General features: G+C 69.8%; 21 protein-coding genes and 1 pseudogene. 9 read left to right on the top strand and 13 right to left on the bottom strand.

Annotation, left to right across the window (positions count from 1 at the left end; all coding sequences use genetic code 11):
* Position 1: 1 nt before the first annotated feature.
* Complete coding sequence (gene infA / locus AC1Q87_RS10370) at positions 2 to 274, top strand: translation initiation factor IF-1 (protein ID WP_492608869.1); 273 nt, start codon at positions 2 to 4, stop codon at positions 272 to 274.
* A 116-nt stretch (positions 275 to 390) separates the two neighbouring features.
* On the opposite strand, the gene AC1Q87_RS10365 is transcribed toward infA, so the two are convergent.
* Positions 391 to 813, bottom strand: coding sequence for a hypothetical protein (locus AC1Q87_RS10365; RefSeq protein WP_492608868.1), 423 nt, complete (start codon positions 811 to 813; stop codon positions 391 to 393).
* 74 nt (positions 814 to 887) lie between these two features.
* On the opposite strand from AC1Q87_RS10365, the gene pseB reads away from it, so the two are divergent.
* The 3 genes from pseB to rarD all read left to right on the top strand — a co-directional run bounded on the left by pseB (position 888) and on the right by rarD (position 4337).
* Positions 888 to 1946: a UDP-N-acetylglucosamine 4,6-dehydratase (inverting) gene (gene pseB / locus AC1Q87_RS10360; RefSeq protein WP_492608867.1), complete on the top strand. Its 1059-nt coding sequence runs from the start codon at positions 888 to 890 to the stop codon at positions 1944 to 1946.
* A gap of 4 nt (positions 1947 to 1950) precedes the next feature.
* A complete protein-coding gene (pseC, locus tag AC1Q87_RS10355; protein WP_492608866.1) occupies positions 1951 to 3099 on the top strand; it encodes a UDP-4-amino-4,6-dideoxy-N-acetyl-beta-L-altrosamine transaminase in 1149 nt (382 codons plus the stop codon).
* A 323-nt stretch (positions 3100 to 3422) separates the two neighbouring features.
* Positions 3423 to 4337: an EamA family transporter RarD gene (rarD, locus tag AC1Q87_RS10350; protein ID WP_492608865.1), complete on the top strand. Its 915-nt coding sequence runs from the start codon at positions 3423 to 3425 to the stop codon at positions 4335 to 4337.
* Positions 4338 to 4480: 143 nt separating this feature from the next.
* Here rarD and AC1Q87_RS10345 read toward each other — a convergent pair whose 3' ends face one another.
* The 7 genes and pseudogenes from AC1Q87_RS10345 to trmD all read right to left on the bottom strand — a co-directional run.
* The gene (locus AC1Q87_RS10345; protein ID WP_492608864.1) at positions 4481 to 5608 is read right to left on the bottom strand and encodes a serine hydrolase domain-containing protein; all 1128 of its coding nucleotides are present in this window, start codon (positions 5606 to 5608) and stop codon (positions 4481 to 4483) included.
* The gene (locus AC1Q87_RS10340) at positions 5605 to 6462 is read right to left on the bottom strand and encodes a bifunctional hydroxymethylpyrimidine kinase/phosphomethylpyrimidine kinase (RefSeq protein ID WP_492608863.1); all 858 of its coding nucleotides are present in this window, start codon (positions 6460 to 6462) and stop codon (positions 5605 to 5607) included. Before AC1Q87_RS10340 ends, AC1Q87_RS10345 begins: the two co-directional genes overlap by 4 nt.
* Before the next feature lie 46 nt (positions 6463 to 6508).
* The gene (locus tag AC1Q87_RS10335) at positions 6509 to 7207 is read right to left on the bottom strand and encodes an SDR family NAD(P)-dependent oxidoreductase (protein WP_492608862.1); all 699 of its coding nucleotides are present in this window, start codon (positions 7205 to 7207) and stop codon (positions 6509 to 6511) included.
* Between the two features lie 27 nt (positions 7208 to 7234).
* Positions 7235 to 7810 carry a 2-hydroxychromene-2-carboxylate isomerase gene (locus AC1Q87_RS10330; protein ID WP_492608861.1) on the bottom strand — a complete coding sequence of 192 codons (576 nt, stop codon included), beginning with the start codon at positions 7808 to 7810 and terminating at the stop codon, positions 7235 to 7237.
* Entirely contained in the window at positions 7807 to 8295 is a 489-nt protein-coding gene (locus AC1Q87_RS10325; RefSeq protein ID WP_492608860.1) for a winged helix-turn-helix transcriptional regulator, read from the bottom strand. The genes AC1Q87_RS10330 and AC1Q87_RS10325 overlap by 4 nt, the downstream gene beginning before the upstream one ends.
* A gap of 171 nt (positions 8296 to 8466) precedes the next feature.
* A complete protein-coding gene (gene rplS, locus AC1Q87_RS10320; protein ID WP_183770975.1) occupies positions 8467 to 8853 on the bottom strand; it encodes a 50S ribosomal protein L19 in 387 nt (128 codons plus the stop codon).
* A gap of 3 nt (positions 8854 to 8856) precedes the next feature.
* A pseudogene (gene trmD, locus AC1Q87_RS10315) lies at positions 8857 to 9590 on the bottom strand (tRNA (guanosine(37)-N1)-methyltransferase TrmD); the annotation flags it as partial.
* A 135-nt stretch (positions 9591 to 9725) separates the two neighbouring features.
* On the opposite strand from trmD, the gene AC1Q87_RS10310 reads away from it, so the two are divergent.
* Entirely contained in the window at positions 9726 to 10586 is an 861-nt protein-coding gene (locus AC1Q87_RS10310) for an acyl-CoA thioesterase (protein ID WP_492608859.1), read from the top strand.
* An 81-nt stretch (positions 10587 to 10667) separates the two neighbouring features.
* Complete coding sequence (locus AC1Q87_RS10305) at positions 10668 to 12836, top strand: tetratricopeptide repeat protein (protein WP_492608858.1); 2169 nt, start codon at positions 10668 to 10670, stop codon at positions 12834 to 12836.
* Position 12837: 1 nt separating this feature from the next.
* Here the strand turns inward: AC1Q87_RS10305 and rimM are convergent, their stop codons facing one another.
* The 4 genes from rimM to AC1Q87_RS10285 all read right to left on the bottom strand — a co-directional run bounded on the left by rimM (position 12838) and on the right by AC1Q87_RS10285 (position 16722).
* Positions 12838 to 13386 carry a ribosome maturation factor RimM gene (rimM, locus tag AC1Q87_RS10300; protein WP_492608857.1) on the bottom strand — a complete coding sequence of 183 codons (549 nt, stop codon included), beginning with the start codon at positions 13384 to 13386 and terminating at the stop codon, positions 12838 to 12840.
* 98 nt (positions 13387 to 13484) lie between these two features.
* Positions 13485 to 13982 (bottom strand): 30S ribosomal protein S16, encoded by a 498-nt coding sequence (gene rpsP, locus AC1Q87_RS10295; protein WP_492608856.1) that lies wholly within the window; start codon positions 13980 to 13982, stop codon positions 13485 to 13487.
* A 20-nt stretch (positions 13983 to 14002) separates the two neighbouring features.
* The gene (gene ffh, locus AC1Q87_RS10290) at positions 14003 to 15532 is read right to left on the bottom strand and encodes a signal recognition particle protein (protein WP_492608855.1); all 1530 of its coding nucleotides are present in this window, start codon (positions 15530 to 15532) and stop codon (positions 14003 to 14005) included.
* A 377-nt stretch (positions 15533 to 15909) separates the two neighbouring features.
* Complete coding sequence (locus AC1Q87_RS10285; RefSeq protein ID WP_492608854.1) at positions 15910 to 16722, bottom strand: glycine zipper 2TM domain-containing protein; 813 nt, start codon at positions 16720 to 16722, stop codon at positions 15910 to 15912.
* Positions 16723 to 16932: 210 nt separating this feature from the next.
* Between AC1Q87_RS10285 and AC1Q87_RS10280 the strand changes: the two genes are divergently transcribed.
* Both AC1Q87_RS10280 and recQ read left to right on the top strand, forming a co-directional pair.
* Positions 16933 to 18672, top strand: a complete 1740-nt coding sequence (locus AC1Q87_RS10280) for an N-acyl-D-amino-acid deacylase family protein (protein ID WP_492608853.1) — start codon at positions 16933 to 16935, stop codon at positions 18670 to 18672.
* A gap of 39 nt (positions 18673 to 18711) precedes the next feature.
* A complete protein-coding gene (recQ, locus tag AC1Q87_RS10275) occupies positions 18712 to 20580 on the top strand; it encodes a DNA helicase RecQ (protein WP_492608852.1) in 1869 nt (622 codons plus the stop codon).
* Here recQ and AC1Q87_RS10270 read toward each other — a convergent pair.
* Positions 20577 to 21446, bottom strand: a complete 870-nt coding sequence (locus tag AC1Q87_RS10270) for a class I SAM-dependent methyltransferase (RefSeq protein WP_492608851.1) — start codon at positions 21444 to 21446, stop codon at positions 20577 to 20579. The genes recQ and AC1Q87_RS10270 overlap by 4 nt on opposite strands.
* 122 nt (positions 21447 to 21568) lie before the next feature.
* Between AC1Q87_RS10270 and AC1Q87_RS10265 the strand changes: the two genes are divergently transcribed.
* Positions 21569 to 22264, top strand: coding sequence for a cytidylyltransferase domain-containing protein (locus AC1Q87_RS10265; protein WP_492608850.1), 696 nt, complete (start codon positions 21569 to 21571; stop codon positions 22262 to 22264).

The raw sequence follows: 22264 nt of genomic DNA, 5'->3' as shown, positions 1-22264 counted from the left end.
CATGGCCAAAGAAGAACCCGTCGAGTTCGACGGTCAGATCACCGAGTTGTTGCCGGAAGGGCGGTTCCGCGTTCGCCTGGAGAACGACCACGAGATCCTGGCCTACACCGCCGGCAAGATGAGAAAGAACCGGATCCGCTCCATGGTCGGCGACAGAGTCACCGTGGAGATGACCCCCTACGACATGAATCGCGGTCGGATCACCTTCCGGCACCGCGACACCGCGCCCCGGGCGGGCGGCGGCCCGGCGCGTCCGCAGTTCAGGCGCCGCTGAAGGCCCTGGCTGGCGCGCTTGGCTCGTCGAAGCACGGCGTCCGAGTTGCGCCAACAGGAGGCCAAGGGACCAGACCAGGAAGCGGCGCGACCATGCGCAGCGCGGGCGCCGCGCCGCTAGTTGATCAGCATCGTCCCGAGCAGCACCTTGGCGCCCTTCTGGCCGAGGATGCGGTCGGCGTCGCGTTGCAGGGCGGGGCCGAGGACGTCGGGGTTGGGCGGCGTGGCCGGGGTCATGCCCGAGGCGTAGATCTGCAGGGTCTGGACGAAGGCGGCGCGGATGCGCGGCACGAGGCTTTCGGCCTTGGCGCGCAGCTTGGCGTCAGGGACGTCGAGGATGGTCTGGACGGTCATCACGCCGCGCCGGCCGCTGGGGCGCATGATGCTGGCGGTCAGGGTGTTGATCTCGACATAGGTGCCGGCGACGGTCTTCTTCTTGTCGTCCTTCTTGGGCGCAGCGGCCGTCAGCCACGGCGCGGCGGCGAGCACGGCGAGGGCGAGGAGGCGGCGGCGGTCCATGGCGCCACCACGCCACATCATGGTTAGCGCTCTCTTTACGAGCTAGGCCGGACAGTGCGGCGACGATTCGCAGTTCTTGTATTGGAGCGCCGCTTTTGGGCCGGTTCGCAGCCACCAACCTCGACCTCGACGGCAAGGTGATCTTCGTCACCGGCGGGACCGGATCCTTCGGGCGCCGGTTCATCGAGACCGTGCTGATGCGGGCCAAGCCGCGCAAGCTGATCGTGTTCTCGCGCGACGAGCTGAAACAGCACGAGATGCAGATCGACCTAGCCGAGAAGTTCGATCCCGAGACCCTGACCTGCATGCGCTTCTTCCTGGGCGACGTGCGCGACCGCGAGCGGCTGACCCTGGCCATGCGGGGGGTGGACATCGTGATCCACGCCGCGGCCCTGAAGCAGGTGCCGGCCGCCGAGTACAATCCGTCCGAGTGCATCCACACCAACATCATGGGCGCCGAGAACGTGGTGTGGGCGTGCCTGTCCAACCGCATCAAGCAGGTGGTGGCGCTGTCCACCGACAAGGCCTGCAACCCGGTGAACCTCTACGGCGCGACCAAGCTGGCCTCGGACAAGACCTTCGTGGCGGCCAACAACCTGTCGGGCGACATCGGGACCCGGTTCTCGGTGGTGCGCTATGGCAACGTGGTCGGTTCGCGCGGGTCGGTGGCGCCGCTGTTCCAAAGGCTGCTGGCCCGAGGCGACAAGGAGCTGCCGATCACCGACGCGCGGATGACGCGGTTCTGGATCACCCTGAACCAGGGCGTCGACTTCGTGCTGTCGTCGCTGGAGATCATGCGCGGCGGTGAGATCTTCGTGCCCAAGATCCCCTCGATGAAGATGACCGACCTGGCCGAAGCCATGTCGCCGGGCGTCGGGGTCCGGGTGATCGGCATCCGCCCGGGCGAGAAGCTGCACGAGATGATGATCTCGGCCGACGACGCGCGCACCACGGTCGACCTCGGCGACCGCTACGCCATCGAGCCGGCCTTCGTGGAGTTCGGCCGCGAGTCCTACGCCAAGAGCCATCCGATGGTGGCCGAGAACTTCTCCTACGCCAGCGACACCAACGACGAGTGGTTGTCGGGCGAGGGACTGCTGGCGTTGCTGGCCGACGGCGCGCCCGAGCATCGCCGTCGCCGGGCGACGGACTGACGCCATGCTGCCCTACGGCCGCCAGACCATCGACGAGGACGACATCGCCGCGGTGGCGCAGGCGCTGCGCGGCGACTTCCTGACCACCGGCCCGACGGTCGAGGCGTTCGAAGACGCCTTCGCGCAGAAGGTCGGCGCCCAGCATGCGGTGGCCTGTTCGAACGGCACGGCGGCGCTGCACCTGGCGATGCTGGCGCTGGAGGTGCAGGAGGGCGAGGCGGTGATCGCGCCGTCGATCACCTTCCTGGCCACCGCCAACTGCGCGCGGTTCGTCGGCGCCGAGGTGGTGTTCGCCGACGTCGATCCGCAGACCGGGCTGATGACTCCCGAAACCCTCGCCGAGGCGATGACGCGGCTGGAGGGACGGCGGCTGCGCGCGGTGCTGCCGGTGCATCTGCGCGGCGACACCGCCGAGCTGCCGGCGCTGGAGGCACTGGCCAAGACCGCCGGTGCGGTGCTGGTCGAGGATGCGCCGCATGCCCTGGGCTCGACCCTGAAATTCGGCAACACCGCCCAGCAGGTCGGCGACTGCGCCCACTCGGCGATGGCGACCTTTTCGTTCCACCCGGTGAAGACCATCGCCACCGGCGAAGGCGGCATGGTCACCACCAACGACCCGCGGCTGGCCGAGCGCGCGCGCCGGCTGCGCAGCCACGGCATGATCCGGCCGGTCGGCGGCGATCCCTGGTGGTACGAGATGCCGGAGGTCGGCTTCAACTACCGCCTGCCCGACATCCTCTGCGCGCTGGGGATCTCGCAGCTGGGCAAGCTGGACGCCTTCGCCGCCCGGCGGCGCATCCTGGCGGCGCGCTACGAGGCGGCGCTGAAGCCGCTGGCACTGGTGGTGCAGGCGACGCGGCCCGACTGGAGCGATCCGGTGCTGCACCTGATGGTGGCGCTGATCGACTTCGAGGCGGCAGGCCGCACGCGCCGCGAGGTGGTCGAGGCGCTGCGCGAGCGCGGCGTCGGCACCCAGGTCCACTACATTCCGGTCCACACCCAGCCCTACTACCGTGAGCGCTACGGCGAGCTGGAGCTGCCGGGGGCCAGCTCCTGGTACGAGCGCTGCCTGTCGCTGCCGCTCTATCCAGGCATGGCCGACGAAGACGTCGACCGGGTTGTGGCGGCGCTGGCCGACGTGCTGGGGCTCTGAGCGCCGCCGCTTCGCGGCGCCCACCCCTCACCTAGCCTCTCCCGTCGCGTGCGCGGCAATCACTCTGATCGTCATCCCCGGCCGCGGATGCGTGCCGGGATCCATATGCACTGGCGTTTTTCGGTATGCTTGGCGTCTATGGATGGCCGGGACCTGCCGACCCGGCCATGACGAACCCATCGAGTGCGTCCGGGGGCGGCGCCGCGGCGTCCGATCTCCGCGCATCGGCGGCGGTTTCCGCTTGCCCGGCGGCGTGGGCGGCCTAGGTAAGGCGGCCCGACCGGTCTCCGTCCGGTTCCAAGCTCACTCCGACCGGCTCAGCCATGGCTCAGGACGACTCCGCCCGCATCAACGGCTCCGCGCTCGCGGTCGGGGCCGGCTGCTATCTGATCTGGGGGCTGGTGCCGCTGGCCTTCCAGATCATGGGCCGGATGGGCATCGGGGCCTGGGAGCTGCTCGCCCACCGCACGCTCTGGGCGGTGCCGACCGCCTTTCTGTTCGTGGCGCTGGCCGGCCAGACCAAGCAGCTGGCGGCGGTGCTGCGCAACGGCCGCACCATGGCCTGGCTGGCGCTGTCGGCCGGGGTGATCGCGGTCAACTGGCTGGTGTTCATCTGGTCGGTGAACAACGGCCGGGTGCTGGAGACCAGCCTCGGCTACTTCATCAATCCGCTGATGGCGATGGCGGCCGGCGCGCTGATCTTCCGTGAGCGGATGGATTCCATCGGCAAGGGCGCGATCACCCTGGCCGGGGTCGGGGTGGTGATCCAGACCTTCGCCCTGGGCCACCTGCCGATCATCTCGCTGACCCTGGCGACGAGCTTCTGCGCCTACGGGATCATCCGCAAGCGGGTGGCGGCCGAGGCGCAGACTGGCCTCTTGATCGAGTGCCTGATCCTTGGTTTGCCCGGCGCGGTGCTGATCGCCTGGCTGCAGAGCGAGGGCCAGGGCCACTTCACAGCCAGCCCGGCCGCGGCGGCCTGGTTGCTGGCCTGCGGGCCGATGACGGCGCTGCCGCTGATGATGTTCTCGTGGGCGGCGCGGCGGATCCCGTTCTCGGCCATGGGCTTCCTGCAGTTCATCGCCCCCAGCATGACCTTCGTGATGGGGGTGATGCAGGGCGAGCCGTTCACCCCGCTGCGCGGCGTCTCGTTCGCCTTCATCTGGGGCGGGGCGGCGGTGTTCGCGTTCGGGGCCTGGCGGCGCAGCCGGATGCTGGCGGCCCAGAGCGCGGCGTAGGCACTCCATTGTTCGTCAATCTCGGCCGGCGCCGCGTAGCGGCGGCGGGCCGGGGATCCATAATCGCGACGCGCTCAGAGCTATCTCGGCGAGACGGGGGCCATGGGTGGCCGGGACAAGCCCGGCCATGACGATCTGGTGGGTCAGAGCGCGGCGTAGGCCGCCTCGATCAGCCGCTTGGCGCGGGCGTCGCCGATCAGGTCGGTCGACTGCTTGTTCATCACATAGGCCCCGGCGAGGCCCGTCTCCGGGTCGGCGAAGGCGCAGGAGCCGCCCCAGCCGGAATGGCCGAACGTCTGCTCGCCCGGGCCCCAGACCTTGACCGCGCTGTTGCGCATGAAGCCGGCGCCCCAGCTCATCACGAACGGCAGCACCAGGTCCTGGCCGTGGATGCGCTCGCGCGAGGCCTCGGCGATCAGGGCCGGCGACAGGATGGTCTCGCCGTCCAGCCAGCCGTCATTGGCCAAGGCGCCGATCAGCCGGGCCAGGGCCGGGGCGGTGGCGTGGCCGTTGGCGGAGGGGATCTCGATCCGCCGCCACTCGGCTTGGCCGCGGCCGGCGGGCGAGGACCACGGGGTCAGGAAGGCGGCCTTGGTCGCGGCGTTGATCTCGCCGAAGTTCGGCAGGCCGTTTGGCCGCTGCAGGTCGGCGACACGGCCGTGCTCAGCGTCGGGCAGGCCGATCCAGAGGTCGAGGCCGAAGGGCTGGGCCAGGTCCTCGCGCAGGGCGGTCCCCATGGTCCGTCCGTCGACCCGGCGGAAGATCTCGCCGGACAGGTAGCCGAAGGTGATCGGGTGGTAGCCGCTGGCGGTCCCCGGCGGCCACAACGGGGCCATGGCGGCCAGCTTGGCGCAGACCGCGTCCCAATCGAACCAGAGCGAGGGCTCCATCTCGTCGGGGAAGCCCGAGAGCCCCTCCTGGTGGCTCATCACCTGTTCGACGGTGATGGCTTCCTTGCCGGCCTGGGCGAATTCCGGCCAGACGTCGGCGACAGGCTGGGCGTAGTCGAGCTTTCCGGCGTCGACCAGGCGCGCGATCAGCAGCGCCGCCACCGCCTTGGTGGTCGAGAACACCGGCGTCAGGGTGCGCTCGTCGAAGGGCTTGGTGCGCTGGCGGTCGGCGAAGCCGGCCCAGAGGTCGACGACCAGTTCGCCGCGCTGCACGAGGGCGAAGCGCGCGCCCAGTTCCTGGCCGGCAGCGAAGTTGTCTTCAAAGGCGGCGCGGACGCCGGCGAAGCGCTCGGGGCAGAGGCCGTGGATCTCGGGGGTCATGCCAATCGCTCCAAACGCACGCTGGGGGAGGTCGCCTTGAGCCGCTGGGCCATGGCGACGATGGGAAGTTCGGCCGCGCCGGCGGCATGGGCGGCGGCGACCGTCTCGGCCACGCCGCCGACCGCGCGGCCGAGCGCATAGGAGCCGGTCAGGCCGTCGAGGAGCGCCGCGCCGAACAGGGCGCTGAGCAGGTCTCCGGTGCCCTTGGGCGCCGAGGGCAGCCGCGGATGGGCGGCCAGCCAGGCTTCGCCGGGCTCGACATAGATCACCCCGATCTCCTTGGCCCGGCCGACCGAGGAGACCAGGGCCGGCTTGCCCAGGCGTCGGGCGGCGACCAGGACGTCCTGCGGGGAGCGGGTCGGCAGGCCGGTCAGGTGGGCCAGCTCCCAGGCGTTGGGGGCCAGGATGTCGGCGCGCGGGACCAGGTGCTCGGCGATCGCCTCAGCGACCGGAGCCGGGACGTAGAGCCCCTTGCCGGCGTCGCCGATGGTCGGATCGACGATGACCACCGGCGCGCGCGGGGCCTCGCCGCCATAGCCGCTGCGCTTGGCGCCGCGCACCGCGTCGATCGCCTGGGCGGCGGCCAGCACCTGTTCGGGGAAGGCGAAATAGCCGGTCAGCACCAGGTCGGCCTGGCCGAACAGCTTGTTGGCCTCGATGCCGGCCAGCACGCCCTCGAGCACCGCCGGATCGACCTTGGCGCCGCCGGGCGGACCCCAGCCGGGATGACGGCCGTAGAGCACGGTCGGCGCGACCATGGCGTCGATGCGCAGGATCGAGAGGGCGCTGGCCTGGGCCGTTCCGCCGACATGGCTGGCGGCGACGTGGCTGGAGATGATCAGCGCGAGCGGCATGGCCGCCCTGCTTAGCCGAGCGCCCCCAGCCCCGACAAGCTGGGCGCTACCAGGTCTCGCGGAACGGCCGAACCTCGGCGAGGAACGACCAGGCGCTCTTCGGCTGGTGGGCCAGGTGGAAGACCTCGCCGGCGATGTCGTCGGGCGCGATGAAGAAGTCGTCCGGGGCTTCCTTGTAGCGCTCGCGGGTCCACGGCACGTCGATGACCGCGTCGATGACCAGATAGGCGACGTGCACGCCCTTGGGGCCGGCCTCGCGGGCGATGGCTTCGGCCAGGATGCGCTGGGCCGCCTTGGTCGGCGCGAAGCCGGCGAAGTTGGCCTTGCCGCGCAGGGCCGAGGTGTTGCCGGTGACGATCAGCGATCCGCCGCCGGCCTCGATCATCTTCGGGACGGTCAGGCGGGCCAGGTGGTGCAGGGCCATGACGTTGGTCGCGAAGTTCTGCTCCAGCACCGAGGGGTCGACGTCGAGGAAGTTGCCGAAGGCCCCGCCGACGGCGTTGTGCACCACCACCTTGGGGGTTCCGAAGCGGATGATCAGGTCCTCGACCGCGGCGATCAGCGCCCCGGCGTCTGAGACGTCGACCGGCACGGCGACCGCGTCGGGGATCTCCTGGGCCAGGGCCGCGAGGCGGTCGAAATTCCGGGCCAGCATGGCCACGCGGTACCCGTCGGCGGCGAACCGGCGGACGATCGAGGCTCCGGTCCCGGGGCCGACCCCGGTGACGATGGCGAGCGGCTTCATGTGGTGTTCCTTCTGGGGAGAGAGGGCCTAAGCCGCGAGCGCGCGGCGCAGGAAGTCGAGGCGGTCATTGCCGAAGAACAGCAGGCCGCCCTCGGTGACGAATGATGGGGCGCCGAAGACGCCGGCCTCGACCGCCGCGGCGGTGTTGGCCTCGAGCTCGGCGGCGCGTTCGGGGGCGTCGATCAGGGCGGCGGTGACGCCGAGGTCGGCGAGCAGGGCGGCGATGTCGTCCGAGGTCGCCAGCGGCGCATCGCCCGCCCACATGGCGCGGAACAGCCGGCGCGCGGCCTCCTCGCCCTGGCCGACGGCGCGGGCGGCGAGCGCCGCGTGCAGCAGCCGCGGCCCGTCGATCCCGCCCATGCCGGGATTGGGGCTGAGCTGGGCGCCGTAGAGCGCGGCCCAACGCCCGAGGTCCTGGCGGGCATAGGCCTGCTTGGGCTTGCAGATGACGGTGGTGGGGACGTTGCCGACCCGCTTCATGGTCTCCAGCACGTCGAACGGCCGCCAGTCGAACTCGCCGGGCAGGTCGTCCAGCTGGGTGCTGGCCAAGTAGCTGTAGGGGCTGCGGAAATCGAAGAAGAAGCGGGTGCGGGTCAGGGTCATTGGGGCTCTCCAAGAAGTCTGCGCAGGTCTGGCGCGGCGATCGGCCCGGGACGCAGGCGGGCGCGCGACTGGGGCACGGCCTGGCCGGTGTCGGGGTCGACCAGGGCCAGGACCAGCGGGCGGCCGGTCTGGCCGTCGACCAGCTCGATGGTCGAGGCGCCCAAACCGTTGGCGTCCCAGCGGTCGCCCCACTCGCGCAGGGCGGTCAGCACCTTCCAGAGGTCGCGGCCCTTGTCGCTCAGGCGGTATTCGTGGCGGGGCGGATTGTCCTGATAGGGGCGGCGCTCGACGAGGCCGCTGCTTTCCAGGTGCTTGAGGCGGGTCGAGAGCGTGGTGGTCGGCATGCCGGTCGAGGCCTGCAGCTCGTCGTACTTTGACAGGCCCAGCGACAGGTCGCGCAGCAGCAGCACGGCCCAGCGGTCGCCGATCGCCTCCAGCGCGCCGGCGACGGAACAGGTCATGCCGGCGAAGGACTTGGCGCGCATCGGCGGGGCTCCTCAGTAACTCTTATGATTAGAGTTAGTGGGTGCGGCGCGGGAAGCAAGAGGGCTCGGTCGCCAAATTGCTCCCCCAGCAGGGAGGGATTGGCGGCGGAAACGAAAACGGGGGCCGTGTCGCCACGGCCCCCGTTCGGAAAGTCTCGAAGACTTGGAAGCTTAGGCTTCGGTGGTCTCGGTGTTGCGAGCGGTTTGACGCTCGGCGATCCGGGCCGACTTACCGCGACGGTCGCGCAGGTAGTACAGCTTGGCGCGACGGACGACGCCGCGACGCTTCACTTCGATGGAATCGATGTTCGGGGAGTAGAGCGGGAACACGCGTTCCACGCCTTCGCCGAACGAAATCTTGCGGACGGTGAAGCTCTCGTTCACGCCGCCGCCTTGACGGCCGATGCAGACGCCTTCGTAGGCCTGCACGCGCTCACGGTCGCCTTCCTTGATCTTCACGTTGACGCGAAGGGTGTCGCCGGCCTGGAAGTCCGGGATCGCACGGGTGGCGGCGAGGCGGTCGAGCTCTTCTTTTTCGAGCTGCTGGATGATGTTCATATCGGTCGTCCTTGTCTTACCGGGCTTTACTCGCCCTTTGCCTGTTGATTGGCGAGATGCGCCGCCCAGAGGTCCGGACGTCGTTCCCGCGTGGCCGCTTCGCGCTGGCTCCGCCGCCACTTGCCGATATCGGCGTGGTGACCGCTGAGCAGTACGGGCGGTATCTCAAGTCCCTCGAATTCCCGCGGTCGCGTGTACTGCGGGTGCTCCAGGAGCCCGTCCTCGAAACTCTCTTCACTCAAGCTCTCCGCCTGGCCGAGGACGCCGGGCACGAGCCTTACGCACGCTTCGATCGCCACCAGGGACGCCGCCTCGCCACCGGCGAGAACCGCGTCTCCGACGCTGATCTCTTCGAACCCCCGGGCGTCGAGCACCCGCTGGTCCACCCCTTCGAACCGTCCGGCCAGGACGATCAGTCCCGGACCCTTGGCCCATTCACTCACGCGCGCCTGGGTCAGGGGCCGACCCCGTGCGCTCATGTACAAAAGCGGCCGTCCCCGCTGCTCCACGCTGTCCAGCGCGGCTGCGATGACGTCCGCCCGCATAACCTGTCCAGGACCGCCACCCGCAGGGGTGTCGTCGAGGAAGCCGCGCTTATCCTTGGAAAAGCCGCGAATGTCCACTGTTTCCAATGTCCAAAGCCCGTGCTCGCGCCACGCCGTGCCGATCAGCGAGACGCCGAGCGGGCCGGGATAGGCCTCGGGGAACATGGTCAGGACGGTGGCGTCGAAGGACATGGCGCGGCTTTTGGACCAAACGACGCAGGTTTTCCACGGTCGCCTTAAGAGAACGTCGCTCCCTGGCCGCTTGCGGGGCGTGCGCCTAGGGCGTAATCCGGCTCCTTTCGCACGTGCAGCATTTTTAGAGACCCCATGGAAACGCCCGAAATCCTCACCGAGTCCCTGGCCCTCGAGCGTATCGAGGTGAACACCTTCCGCGGCGTTTCGCCCGAGGACGGTCCGGGCCGGATCTTCGGCGGCCAGGTGATCGCCCAGTCGCTGCTGGCGGCCTATGAGACGGTCGAGGACCGGATCTGCCACTCGCTGCATTGCTACTTCATCCGTCCGGGCGACCCGCGGATCCCGATCCTGTTCGAGGTCGACCGCTCGCGCGACGGCGGCACTTTCACCACCCGCCGGGTGATCGCCGTGCAGAACGGCAAGCAGATCTTCAACCTGGCCGCCTCGTTCCAGGTCGCCGAGGACGGCTTCGAGCACCAGGCCCCGATGCCGGCCGTGCGCAGCCCCGACGACATGGCCGCTGAGGCCGAGGCCGCGAAGAAGGCCGTCCAGGACGGCATGAGCGAAGAGATGCGCCGGATGATGAACCGGCCGCGTCCGATCGAGATGGTCGGCCGCGACAACTACGGCTTCGGACGCAAGCCCAAGCCGAGCGAGCCCAAGAGCGACACCTGGATGCGCGCCGTGGCCCCGATCGGCGAGGATGCGCGCATGCACCAGGTGATCCTGGCCTACGCCTCGGACATGAACCTGCTGTCGACGGCGATGCGCCCGCACGGTGTGGCCTGGCAGACGCCGGGCCTGCAGTCGGCCAGCCTCGACCACGCCATGTGGTTCCACAAGGCGTCGAACTTCAACGACTGGCACCTCTACACCCAGGACAGCCCTAGCGCCTCGGGCGGCCGCGGCTTCGTGCGCGGCGCGATCTACGGCCAGGACGGCACCCTGGTCGCCTCGGTGGCCCAAGAAGGCCTGATGCGACTGAAGAAGTAGTTCCAGGTGGCGGCGAGCCCCGGCTTGCCGCCTTTCTTTTTTGACTGTTAGGCTCGACGCTTCCTCAGAGGGGGCGTGCGAGTGTTCGGACAGTTCCTCAGTGAGTTGAAGCGTCGAAACGTCATCCGGGTGGCGGCCGTCTACACGGTGACTGCCTGGGCGATTTTCCAGGTCGCCAAGACGATCTTCGAGACGCTCGAATTTCCCAAGTGGACGAGCCAGGCGGCGCTGATCGTCCTGGCGCTCGGCTTGCCGATCGCAATGGTCATCGCCTGGGCGTTCGAGCGCGCGCCGGACGGCACGGTCCACCGAACGAAGACGCCGGAAGGCGAGGAGGCGCCGGCGAAAACCGGCCTCACGCGGCTGGACGTGCTGCTGCTGGGGGGCTTTGGCCTGGTGCTGGGCGTCACCGCCGCGCAGGTCAGCGGCGTGCTGCGCGGCCCGATCGAGATGCTGGGCGGCGGACCGCCGGACAAGTCGGTGGCGGTGCTGCCGTTCGAGACCTTCAGCCAGGCCCAGGACGCCGAGTATTTCGCCGACGGCCTGACCGAGGAGGTGATCAACAGCCTGGCCCAGTCGCCCGAGCTGAAGGTCGCCGGCCGAACCTCGAGCTTCTACTTCAAGGGCAAGAACGAGGACCTGCGCGAGGTCGGCAAGAAGCTGGGCGTGGCGCACGTGGTCGAAGGCAGCGTGCGCCGCGAGGGCGACCGCCTGCGGGTCACCTGCCAGCTGGTGGCCTGCAAGGACGGCTTTCACCTGTGGTCGGAAATCTATGACCGCCAGATGGTCGACGCCCTGGACCTGCAGACGGAGATCGGCGAAGCGGTCGCCGAGGCGATGAAGGTCAAGCTGGCTCTGCGGGGCGCGCGGCCGACCGACGAGACGCCGCGCGATCCGGCCGCCTATACGCTGCAGCTCACCTCGATGGCCCAGCTTCGCCGCCAGGATCCGGACTCGCTGAAGGCGGCGCGGGCGGGCTTCGAGCAGCTGATGGACCTGGAGCCGCGGAACGCCGCAGCTTTCGCCGGCTACGCCCAGGCGACCATGGTGCTGGCCCAGCAGGGGCTGTCGATGGACATCGGCGAGGCCGGCCGCGTCGCCCAGGGCGCGATCGACAAGGCGGTGCAGCTCGATCCGGACTCGCCCGACGTCTGGATGGCCAAGGCGATGATCGCCCGGGTGCAGAGCATCCGCATCGGCGGGCCGCAGTATGAGCGCGCCTTCGACGAGGCGATCGCCCGCACCCTGAAGCTGGCGCCCAACAAGCCCGAGGCGCTGAGCGCCAAGGCCTCGCGCCTGAACGATCTGGGCCAGTCCGAGCAGGCGGTGGCGTTCGGCCGCAAGGCGCTGGCGCTCGATCCGCTGAACCGTTCGACGATCATGACCTATGGCAAGGCGCTGATGAACGTCGGCCAGCTCGACGAGTCCCAGCGCCAGTTCCACTCGGCGACCGAACTTTATCCCGACTACGAGCAGGCCAAGTACCAGCTGGCGATGGTGCTGACCGAGAAGGGCCGGTTCGACGAGGCCGAGCCGTGGCTGAAGGCCATCGCCACCGGCCAGGACCCGTTCATCTCGCTGCAGACCTCGTGGGTCTACATGAACCTTGGCCTGCGGGAGGACGCCGATGCGGCGCTGCGGGCGATCAGCGAGTCGCCGGCCAAGGAACTCGGCGAGGTCACCATCCTTTGCTACGACGGCGACTGGCGCGGGGCGCTGGCCATGGGCCGCTCGCTGATGGCCAAGGACGACGAGCCGTTCTGGCCGATGGTGGTGTTCCAGACCTCAGTGATGACCGGCAAGTACGCCGAGGGCGTCGCGGCGCTGAAGACCCTACGGCCCGACATCTTTTCACCGGAGCCGGCGGTGACCGGGCTGGACCTGGCCATGCCGACGGTCGCAGCGCACGCGCTGAACCGGACCGGCGACCGCGCCCAGGCCAAGCGGCTGCTCGACGAGGTGCTGAAAGTGACCGCGCCGACGCCCGGCCAGCGGCCGCCGAACGACTGGCTCGTCGCACGCGCCAAGGTGTTCGCCGAGAAGGGCATGCGCAACGAGTCGGTCGCCGCGCTGGAGAGCGCCTACCAGAACGGCTGGCGCGGCGTCTTCCTGTGGGACGAGAGCCTTTGGCTGGATCAGCAGCCGAACCTGCTGGCGCTGCGCGACGATCCGGCGATCAAGACGCTGATGGCGAAGGCGCGCGCCGACCTGGCGCGCCAGCGTGAGGCGGTTCTGGCCCAGCGGGCCTAGCTCAGCCCTCGTGTTCCTCGCGGCCCTCGTTGGGGTCGGCTTCGATGACGCTGGGCGGTTCGGCGATGAGCTTGCCCTGCGCGATGCGCACTTCCGGCACGGCCTCGCGGGTGAAGGGCAGCCACCAGCTGGCGCCGGTCTTGGGTTGGATTTCGAGCAGGTCGCCGGCGCCGAAGTCCTGGATAGTCTTGACCTTGCCGAGCGGTTCGCCGGCCGCGGTCTCGACGGTCAGGCCGATGAGATCGGCGAGATAGAACTCGTCCTCCTCCGGCTCGGGCAGGCTGTCGCGGGAGATGTAGAGCTTGAGGCCGCGCAGGGCCTCGGCGGCGTTGCGGTCCTCCACGCCCTTGAGGCGGGCGACGATCCCGCCCTTGGTCGGGCGGGCCGAAGCGATGGTCAGGGCGGTCGAGCCGTCCTGACGCATCAAGGTCTTGTAGCTCGCCAGCGCCATGGGGTCGGCGGTGAAGGTGGTGACCTTCACCTCGCCTCGCACGCCATGGGCGGCGCCGACCTGGGCGACGAAAATCAGATTGTGCGTTTCGTCGCCCACGACCGTGAAACCCGACTCCGCTCACCCCGGCGAAGGCCGGGGCCCATGCTGAAAGGCCGCTTGGGTCCCGGCTTTCGCCGGGATGAGCGGTGCTAGGATTAGCCTTCGGTCTTTTCGGCGTCGCCTTCGGCGGCCGGAGCTTCTTCAGCAGCCGGGGCTTCTTCAGCGGCCGGAGCTTCGGCGGCCGGGGCTTCCTCGGCCGGAGCGGCTTCCGGTTCCGGAGCCGGCTGGGCGGCGGCTTCGGCGGCGGCGGCGGCGCGGTCGGCTTCGCGTTGGGCGCGCTCTTCAGCACGTTCCTTGGCCTTGCGGCCCGGCTCGGCCTTGTTCGGGTTGTTGCCGGCTTCCCACTTCACCAGGCCTTCGTTGGCCAGGAAACGGGCGACGCGGTCGGTCGGCTGGGCGCCCTTCTTGAGCCACGCCTGGATCGACTCGACCTTCAGGGTGACGCGCGCGGGGTCGTCCTTCTTGAGCATCGGGTTGTAGGCGCCGACCTTCTCGATGAAGCGGCCGTCGCGCGGCGAGTGCGAGTCGGCGATGACGATGTTGTAGTAGGGGCGCTTCTTGGCGCCGCCACGGGCGAGACGGATCTTGAGCATGGGTTAGTCCTTTGTAAGCTCTAGGATTTCTTGAAGGGGTTGAAGCCCGGCGGCAGATTGCCGAGGCCAGGAAGCTTCGGGCCGCCGGGACCGCCGAGGCCGGGCAGACCGCCCCCTTGGCTCGCCAGCTTGCCGAGTTCTTCCAGTTGTTTGGGATCGGGCGCGGGCATCTTGCCGCCGCCCAGGGACTTGAGGCGGTCCATGCCGCCGCCGCCCATCATGCCGGCCATGCGGGCGAAGCCCTTGCCGCCGTCGCGGCTCATCATCTTGAAGGCGTCGGCCATCTGGCGATGCTGCTTCAGGAGCCGGTTGATCTCGGCCACGTCGACCCCGGCGCCGGCCGCGATGCGGCGCTTGCGCGAGGCCTGCAGGATGTCGGGCTTCTTGCGCTCGGCCTTGGTCATCGAGGAGATGATCGCCATCTGGCGGTCGATCATCTTGTCGGAGACGTTGGCTTCCGAGAGCTGCTTCTTGACCTTCTGGACGCCCGGCAGCAGGCCCATCAGGCCTTCCATGCCGCCCATCCGCTTCATCTGATTGAACTGCTCGGCCATCATGTCGAGGTCGAACTGTCCCTTGGCCAGCTTCTTGGCCATGGCCTCGGTCTTGGCCACGTCGAGGTCCTGGGCGGCCTTCTCGACCAGCGCGACGACGTCGCCCTGACCCAGGATGCGGCCGGCCACGCGGCGGGCGTCGAAGACGTCGAGGCCTTCGATCTTTTCCGACACGCCGAGGAACTTGATCGGCAGGCCGGTGACCGCACGCATCGACAGCGCCGCGCCGCCGCGGCCGTCGCCGTCGGCGCGCGTCAGCACCAGGCCGGTCAGCGGCAGGCGCTCGTGGAAGGCGGTGGCGGTGCGCACCGCGTCCTGGCCGGTCAGGCTGTCGGCGACCAGCAGGGTTTCGGTGGGCGAGGCGATCTTCGCGATCTCGGCCGCCTCGGCCATCATCGCTTCGTCGATGGTGGTGCGGCCGGCGGTGTCGAGGATGACGACGTCGAAGCCCTGCAGCTTGGCCGCGGACATGGCCCGGCGGGCGATGTCGGGCGCCGCCTGGCCGGCGACGATCGGCAGGCTCTCGACCCCGGCCTGCTTGGCCAGCAGAGCCAGCTGCTCCATGGCGGCCGGACGGCGGGTGTCGAGCGAGGCCAGCAGGACCTTCTTGCGGTCCTTGGCGAGTTTCAGCGCCAGCTTGCCGGCGGTGGTGGTCTTACCCGAACCCTGCAGGCCGGCCATCATGATGACCGTCGGCGGGTTGAGCGCGAGGTTCAGGCCCTCGGCGGTCTCGCCGCCCAGCATCTCGACCAGGCCGTCATAGGTGATCTTCACCACCTGATCGGCGGGGCGGATCGAGCGGATCACCTCTTCGCCGGCGGCCCGTTCCTTGGCCTTGGAGATGAACTCGCGGACGACGGGCAGGGCGACGTCGGCCTCGAGCAAGGCGACACGCACCTCGCGCAGGGCTTCGTCGATGTCCTTTTCCGAGAGCACGCCCCGCCCGGAGAGGCGGTCGAAGACCCCGGAAAGCCGATCTGTCAGTGCGTCGAACAAGTCGAACTCCACCCCAATTTTCCCGAGAGGGAAAATGGGAACGAAAAGGTTTGAGACATTTTCGATCCTTCGGATCGCAAATGTCTCGGGAGGCCCAAACGCAATCGACCCCCGTGGACGATCACGTCGACGGGGGGCCTCGCCGCCCTCGTCCCACATTCGTCGTGGGGGTCGTGGCGGTGGAGGGCGCGAATGCTATGCGCCAGAAGGGGGCGCTTATGCCCCTGTGGATGCTTTAGGTCAAGGATTTGGCGCCGCGGAGGCGCGGAGATGCTCCCTGCTGGGGGACTGAACTCCGGCGAATTGGAGCAGTCCCCCTCCGTCTCGATGCTGCGCATCGATCCACCTCCCCCAAGGGGGGAGGATCGAAGAGCGCCTCAGCCCTGCACGACCCACTGGCCGTCCGAACCCTTGCAGGCGGTGTGACGCGAGGTTTCCGGCGCGCCGTTCGAGGTGCGGATGGTCTGGTCGAAGGTGCGGCAGACCGAATTGCCGCCGGCGTACTGGGCGCCGCCGGCCGGGCGGACGACGGTGTCGGAGACGTAGCCGATCGCCTGGCCGTTGCGGCCGGCCAGCAGCCACGGCGTGCCGCTGACCCGCGCCAGCGCGTCGAAGCTCTGGCCGCCGTTCAGTTTGCCGACGACCGGCGCCGAGGTGCTCGGGCGAGCGCGGATGTTGACGGTCTTGGGCGCGGTGTAGGAGCCGGTCGCCGACTCGTAGGCCGAGGCAGGCTCGACGCCGTTCGCAAAACGCAGGCCGCTCAGCGAGACCGGCTGGCCGCCGCCGCCGCCGTTCGACGTCGAGACGACGCGGACGTCGCCCGAGGCGCCGGTCTCCGGGTTCGACCAGGACTGCGAGCCGCCGCGGTCGAGGGCGTTCTGGGCCGCGTACTGGGCCTTCTGCTGGTCGCTGCGCTGCATGCGACAGCCGATGTAAGAGCCGGCCGCCGCGCCGGCGGCGGCGCCGAGCACGGTGCCCAGCGTGCGTTCGTTCTTGGCGAGGTTGCTGCCGACCACGCCGCCGACCAGGCCGCCGATGACGGCGCCGCCGGCCTGCTTGTTGCCGCCCGCGTCGCAGCCGAAGATCGAGGACAGCGGGCTGCCCTGGCGCAGGGTCGGCTGGGCGCCGGCGGCGGCGGGCATGGCGAGAGCGACGGCGACGACGGCCGCGGTGACTTGGGAAGGACGCATATCGGGTTTCCTGGACGGGCCCCGAACCCGGGGCGAACAAGCTCTGCCGGAAAAATGCGCCTGCTCACGGTTCCGTTCCATACCGGCGCGCAATCAACAATTGTACCGAACCAGCCTCCGGCTGCCGCTACGGCGCCCTTGACCTGAACCCCTGCGCGGGCGGGTAATCCGGCCGAGCGTCGGAGACACGGCGGCACAAGGGAGAACGCCATGCAACGGGCCTATGACCTCGTGATCCGGGGCGGCACGCTGGCGGACGGATCGGGCGGCCCGGCCTTTGCGGCCGACGTCGCGGTCAAGAACGGCCTGATCGTCGCGGTCGGCCAGGTGAGCGGCGCCGGGGTCGAGGAGATCGACGCCCGCGGCAAGCTGGTGACGCCGGGCTTCGTCGACATTCACACCCACTATGACGGCCAGGCGACCTGGGACCAGCGGATGCAGCCCTCCTCCTGGCATGGCGTGACCACGGTGGTGATGGGCAATTGCGGCGTCGGATTCGCCCCGTGCCGGCCCGCCGATCACGACCGGCTGGTGCGGCTGATGGAGGGGGTGGAGGACATTCCCTTCCCGGTCCTGACCGAAGGCCTGCCCTGGAACTGGGAGAGCTTCCCCGACTATCTCGACAGCCTGGAGGGCCGCAGCTTCGACGTCGATATCGGCGCCCAGCTGCCGCACGCGGCGCTGCGGGTGTTCGTGATGGGCGAGCGCGGCGCCAACCGCGAGGACGCGACGGCCGACGAAATCGCCGCGATGGCCGCCATCGCCAAGGGCGCGGTCGAGGCCGGGGCGCTGGGCTTTTCGACCTCGCGCACGCTCAACCACCGGACCAGCGACGGCCAACCGACCCCGACCCTGACGGCTTCGGAAGACGAACTGACCGGGATCGCCATGGGGCTGGCGGCGGCCGGCAAGGGGGCGTTGCAGTTCGTCTCCGACTTCGGCGATCCGGAGGCCGAGTTCGCCATGCTGCGGCGGATCGTCGAGGCTTCGGGGCGGCCGCTGTCGTTCTCGCTGGTGCAGAGCCCGATCCAGCCGGCCCAGTGGCGGCTGCTGCTCGACAGGCTGGAAGAGGCCAGCGGGGCGGGCCTGCCTATGCGGGCCCAGGTCTGCGGCCGGCCGGTGGGCGTGCTGTTCGGCCTGGAGCTGACGCTCAATCCTTTCACCCACTATCCGAGCTACAAGGCGATCGCCGGGCTGCCGCTGGCCGAGCGGGCGTCCAGGCTGGCCGATCCGGCGTTCCGCGCCCAGCTGCTCAGCGAGGGAAACGAGGCCTCGGCCGCCTTCGCCGCCAACATGACCCAGAACTGGAAGGTCATGTTCCTGATGGGCGAGACGCCGGACTACGAGCAGACGCCCGACCGCACGGTGCTGGCCCTGGCGGCCGCCAAGGGCGTGCGGCCCGAGGAGTTGGCGCTGGACCACATGCTGACCCACGGCGGGCGCGGCATGCTCTACCTGCCGTTCCTGAACTATGCGGGCGGCTCGCTCGACCCGTCGTTCGAGATGCTGAGCCATCCGGACACGGTGCCGGGGCTGTCTGACGGCGGGGCGCATGTGGGCATGATCTGCGACGGCTCGTTCCCGACTTCGAACCTGACGCTCTGGACTCGCGACCGCACGCGCGGGCCGAAGCTTGCGCTGGAGGCGATGGTGCGGATGCAGAGCCACGACACCGCCGCGGCGCTCGGCCTGCACGATCGCGGTTTGGTGGCGCCGGGCTACCGCGCCGACCTCAATGTCATCGACTATGACGGCCTGACCCTGGGCGCGCCGAGCGTCGCCTACGATCTGCCGGCCGGCGGGCGGCGGCTGGTGCAGCGCGCCGACGGCTATGTGGCGACCATCGTCGCCGGACAGGTGACCTATCGCGACGGCCAGCCGACCGGCGCCCTGCCGGGCCGGCTGCTGCGCGGGGCGCGGGCGGCGCCTGCGGCGATCGCGGCGGAATAGCGCTTTGGCCTGAGCGCCGACGCAGGTCATAAGCCCCGGATGGCCGCCTCCCTCGCGCCGCGTATGAACCTCGACGACACGCCGACCCTGGACGGGGCGCGGGAGATCCTGCGCCGCACCTTCGGGCATGCCGACTTCCGCGGCCGCCAGGCCGAGGTGATCGCCGAGGTGCTGGCCGGGCGCAGCGCCATGGCCGTGCTGCCGACCGGCGGCGGCAAGAGCGTCTGCTACCAGATCCCTGCCATGATGCGGCCGGGACTCGGCCTCGTGGTCTCGCCGCTGATCGCGCTGATGACCGACCAGGTCGCCGGCCTCCAGCAGTCAGGCGTCGCCGCCGCCAAGCTCGATTCCACCGGCGAGGCCTGGGAGCGGGCCGAGACCTGGGAGAAGATCGACCGCGGCGAGCTGGACCTGCTCTACATCTCTCCCGAAGGCCTGATGCAGCCCTCGATGCTGGAACGCCTGTCGCGCGTGCCGCTGGCGCTGCTGGCCATCGACGAGGCGCACTGCGTCAGCCAGTGGGGCCACGACTTCCGGCCCGAGTACCGGATGCTGGGCCGGCTGGCCGACATCTTCCCGAACGTGCCGCGGCTGGCGGTCACCGCCACCGCCGACAATCGAACGCGCGAGGACATCCGCGCCGAGCTGCGGCTGGAGGACTCGGCCGAGTTCGTAGCCAGCTTCGCACGGCCCGAGCTGGCGCTGTCGGCCGAGCGCAAGCGCGGGGCCGGTCACAAGCGGGTGCTGGAGCTGGTCGCGGCGCGGCCGGGCCGCTCGGGCGTGGTCTATGCCGGATCGCGCGACGGGGTCGACAAGCTCGCCGAGGCCTTGCGCGGGGCGGGGGTTCCGGCCCTGGCCTATCATGCGGGCCTCGACAAGAACGTCCGCGCCGACCGGCTCGAGAAGTTCCTCGAGGCCGACGAGGCGGTGATGGTGGCGACCATCGCCTTCGGCATGGGCGTCGACAAACCCGACGTCCGCTATGTCATCCACGCCGATCCGCCGGCCTCGATCGAAGCCTATTGGCAGGAGATCGGCCGCGCCGGGCGCGACGGCGATCCGGCCGAGGGCATCACCCTCTATGGTTCAGCCGACATGGCCTGGGCGTTCCGGCGGCTGGACGGCCGCGACGTCGACGAGAGCGTCAAGCAGGTGCAGGGCCGCAAGGTCCGCCAGCTCTACGCCATGCTCGACGGCACGACCTGCCGCGCCGCCGCGGTGCGACGCTACTTCGGCGAAGAGGGCGTCAAGGCCTGCGGCCAGTGCGACCTGTGCCTGGGCGAGGTCGAGACCGTGGACGCCACCCGGCCGGCGCAGATGGCGCTGTCAGCGGTGCACCGCATGGGCGGCCGGTTCGGGCGCGGGCGGCTGGTCGATCACCTGTTGGGCAAGACCAAGGATCCGTCGGGGTTCGAGGCCGGGCTGACCACCTTCGGGATCGGCCAGGAGCTGAGCGCCATCGCCTGGCGCGACCTGATCGACCAGCTGCTGTTCGACGGCCTGCTGCGCGAGGATCCCAACGATGGGCGGCCGCTGATCGGGCTGGGCGACGCCGACGGGGTCAAGGCGATCTATCGCGGCGAGCGGCAGGTTTCGCTGCGCAAACCGCAGGAACCTGAACCGAAGGCGCGGACCAGCGGTCGGCGCAAGGGCCAGAGCGGCGCAGCGCTGGCGGTAAGCGCCCACGACCAGCCGGTGTTCGAAGCGCTGCGCGCCTGGCGCCGCGACGAGGCGGCGCGCCAGCACCTGCCGCCCTATGTGATCTTCCACGACCGCACCTTGGCCGAGATCGCCGGGCGCAAGCCGTCGGACCTGCCCGCCCTGGGCGCGATCTCCGGCGTCGGCGAGGGCAAGCTGCAGCGCTACGGCGAGGCGGTGCTCGCCGTGCTCCGCGGCATGGACGTCTAGGCCGGCTGCAGGAAGACGTAGCGCTGGTAGGGATCGGCCAGCGCCCAATCCGAGCCGGCGATCTTCCAGTCCGGATAGTTGGCGGTGATGAAGTCCAGCGTCATCGAGGTGTCGCCGTAGGTCGCCTCGCCTTCGACGGTGTCGCGCTGGTGCGGCACGAAGGCGAAGCCGTCGCGGGCGTGCAGCGCCTTGTAGCTCTCGGCGTCCTGGGCGTAGTCCGGATTGACGTCCCAGTACTCGGGCGCGCGGATGGTGATGGCCAGCAGGCCGTCGTCGGCGATGTGCCGGCGCAGGGCGCCCAGGGCCGCGTCGGTGGCCGAGCGCGAGGTGTGGGTGAACACCGAGAAGGCGAAGGCGACGTCGATCGCACGTTCCGGCGCCGGCAGCGACTTGGGCAGGTAGTCCGACTGCGCCAGGTTGCCGATCAGCCCGGATTCGCGGCACAGGCCGACGGCGAAGTCCCAGGGGTCCATCGCCCAGATGCTGGCCGGATCGGTGTAGTAGTACATCATCCGGGTGATGCGGCCGTAGCCGCAGCCGTAGTCGAGGACGCGGGCCTGCGAGAGCGAGCGGTTGCGGACCGCCGCGTAGTTGTAGGCCAGGGCGCGGACGAAGCTGACCGTCTCGCGCAGCAGGGTCAGGCCGGCGTTGCCGGTGAAGTTGCGCTGGGTCTCGTCGCTGGCCATGCGCGGCAGGAGCCGCGACAGGTGCGGCAGGTCCTCGCGCGGCAGGTCGATGATCAGCATCCCGAAGGCGTCGAGCGAAAGCGTGGCGCGCAGCTGGGCCAGCACCTGGTCCACGCCGGCCCCGGAGGCGGCGAGAGTTTCGGCGGCGGCGACCGCCTTGGCGTCGTCGGGAGGCAACATGCACTGACTACCTGAGCGAGAGGGAAGACGGCTCATAACCCTGTCCGCCGCCCGTTGGCTAGCACGGTTAAGACCGGCGAAAGGCTCTGGCCCTAACGTCGCGCCAGTCGAGGGGAACGGGCATGGCGGTCGCGATCCTGCAGGCGCGGATGAGTTCCTCGCGGCTGCCGGGCAAGGTGATGAAACCGCTGGCGGGACGGCCGATGGTCGAGCGCCAGATCGAGCGCCTGCGCCGCTGCGAGACCCTGTCGCGTCTGATTGTCGCGACCAGCGACGACGCCAGCGACGACGTGCTGGCGAGCTTCCTCCCGGAAATCGGCGTCGAGGTCTATCGCGGCCCGCTGGCCGACGTGCTGGGCCGCTATGTCGGCGCGATCGAGGCGCTGGGGATCGGCGGCCAAGTCGTGCGGCTGACCGCCGACTGCCCGCTGGCCGATCCGGGGGTGATCGACGACTGCGTGCGGCTACAAGCCAAGCTGGGCGTCGACTACTGTTCCAACGGCCGCAACCGCACCTATCCGCGTGGCCTCGACGTCGAGTCGTTCGACGCCGAGGACCTGCTGACCGCCGGGCGCGAGGCGAGCGATCCCTACGACCGCGAACATGTGACGCCGTTTCTCTATCGCCCGGGCGCGCCCTTCACCCAGGGCGAACTGGTCCAGGCCCGCGACGAGAGCGGCCTGCGCTGGACCGTCGACACGCCCGAGGACTACGCCTTCGTCGAGAAGGTCTATGCCGCGCTCTATCCGGCCAAGCCGGACTTTTCGTCCGACGACATCCGGGCCCTGCCCTTCTCCCACTTCGAACCTGACACCTAG

This window comes from Phenylobacterium sp. GW823-FHT02A09 (assembly GCF_058797775.1).
Note: the sequence above shows the minus strand (reverse complement) of the source record. Positions and strands in the feature narration are given on the sequence as shown.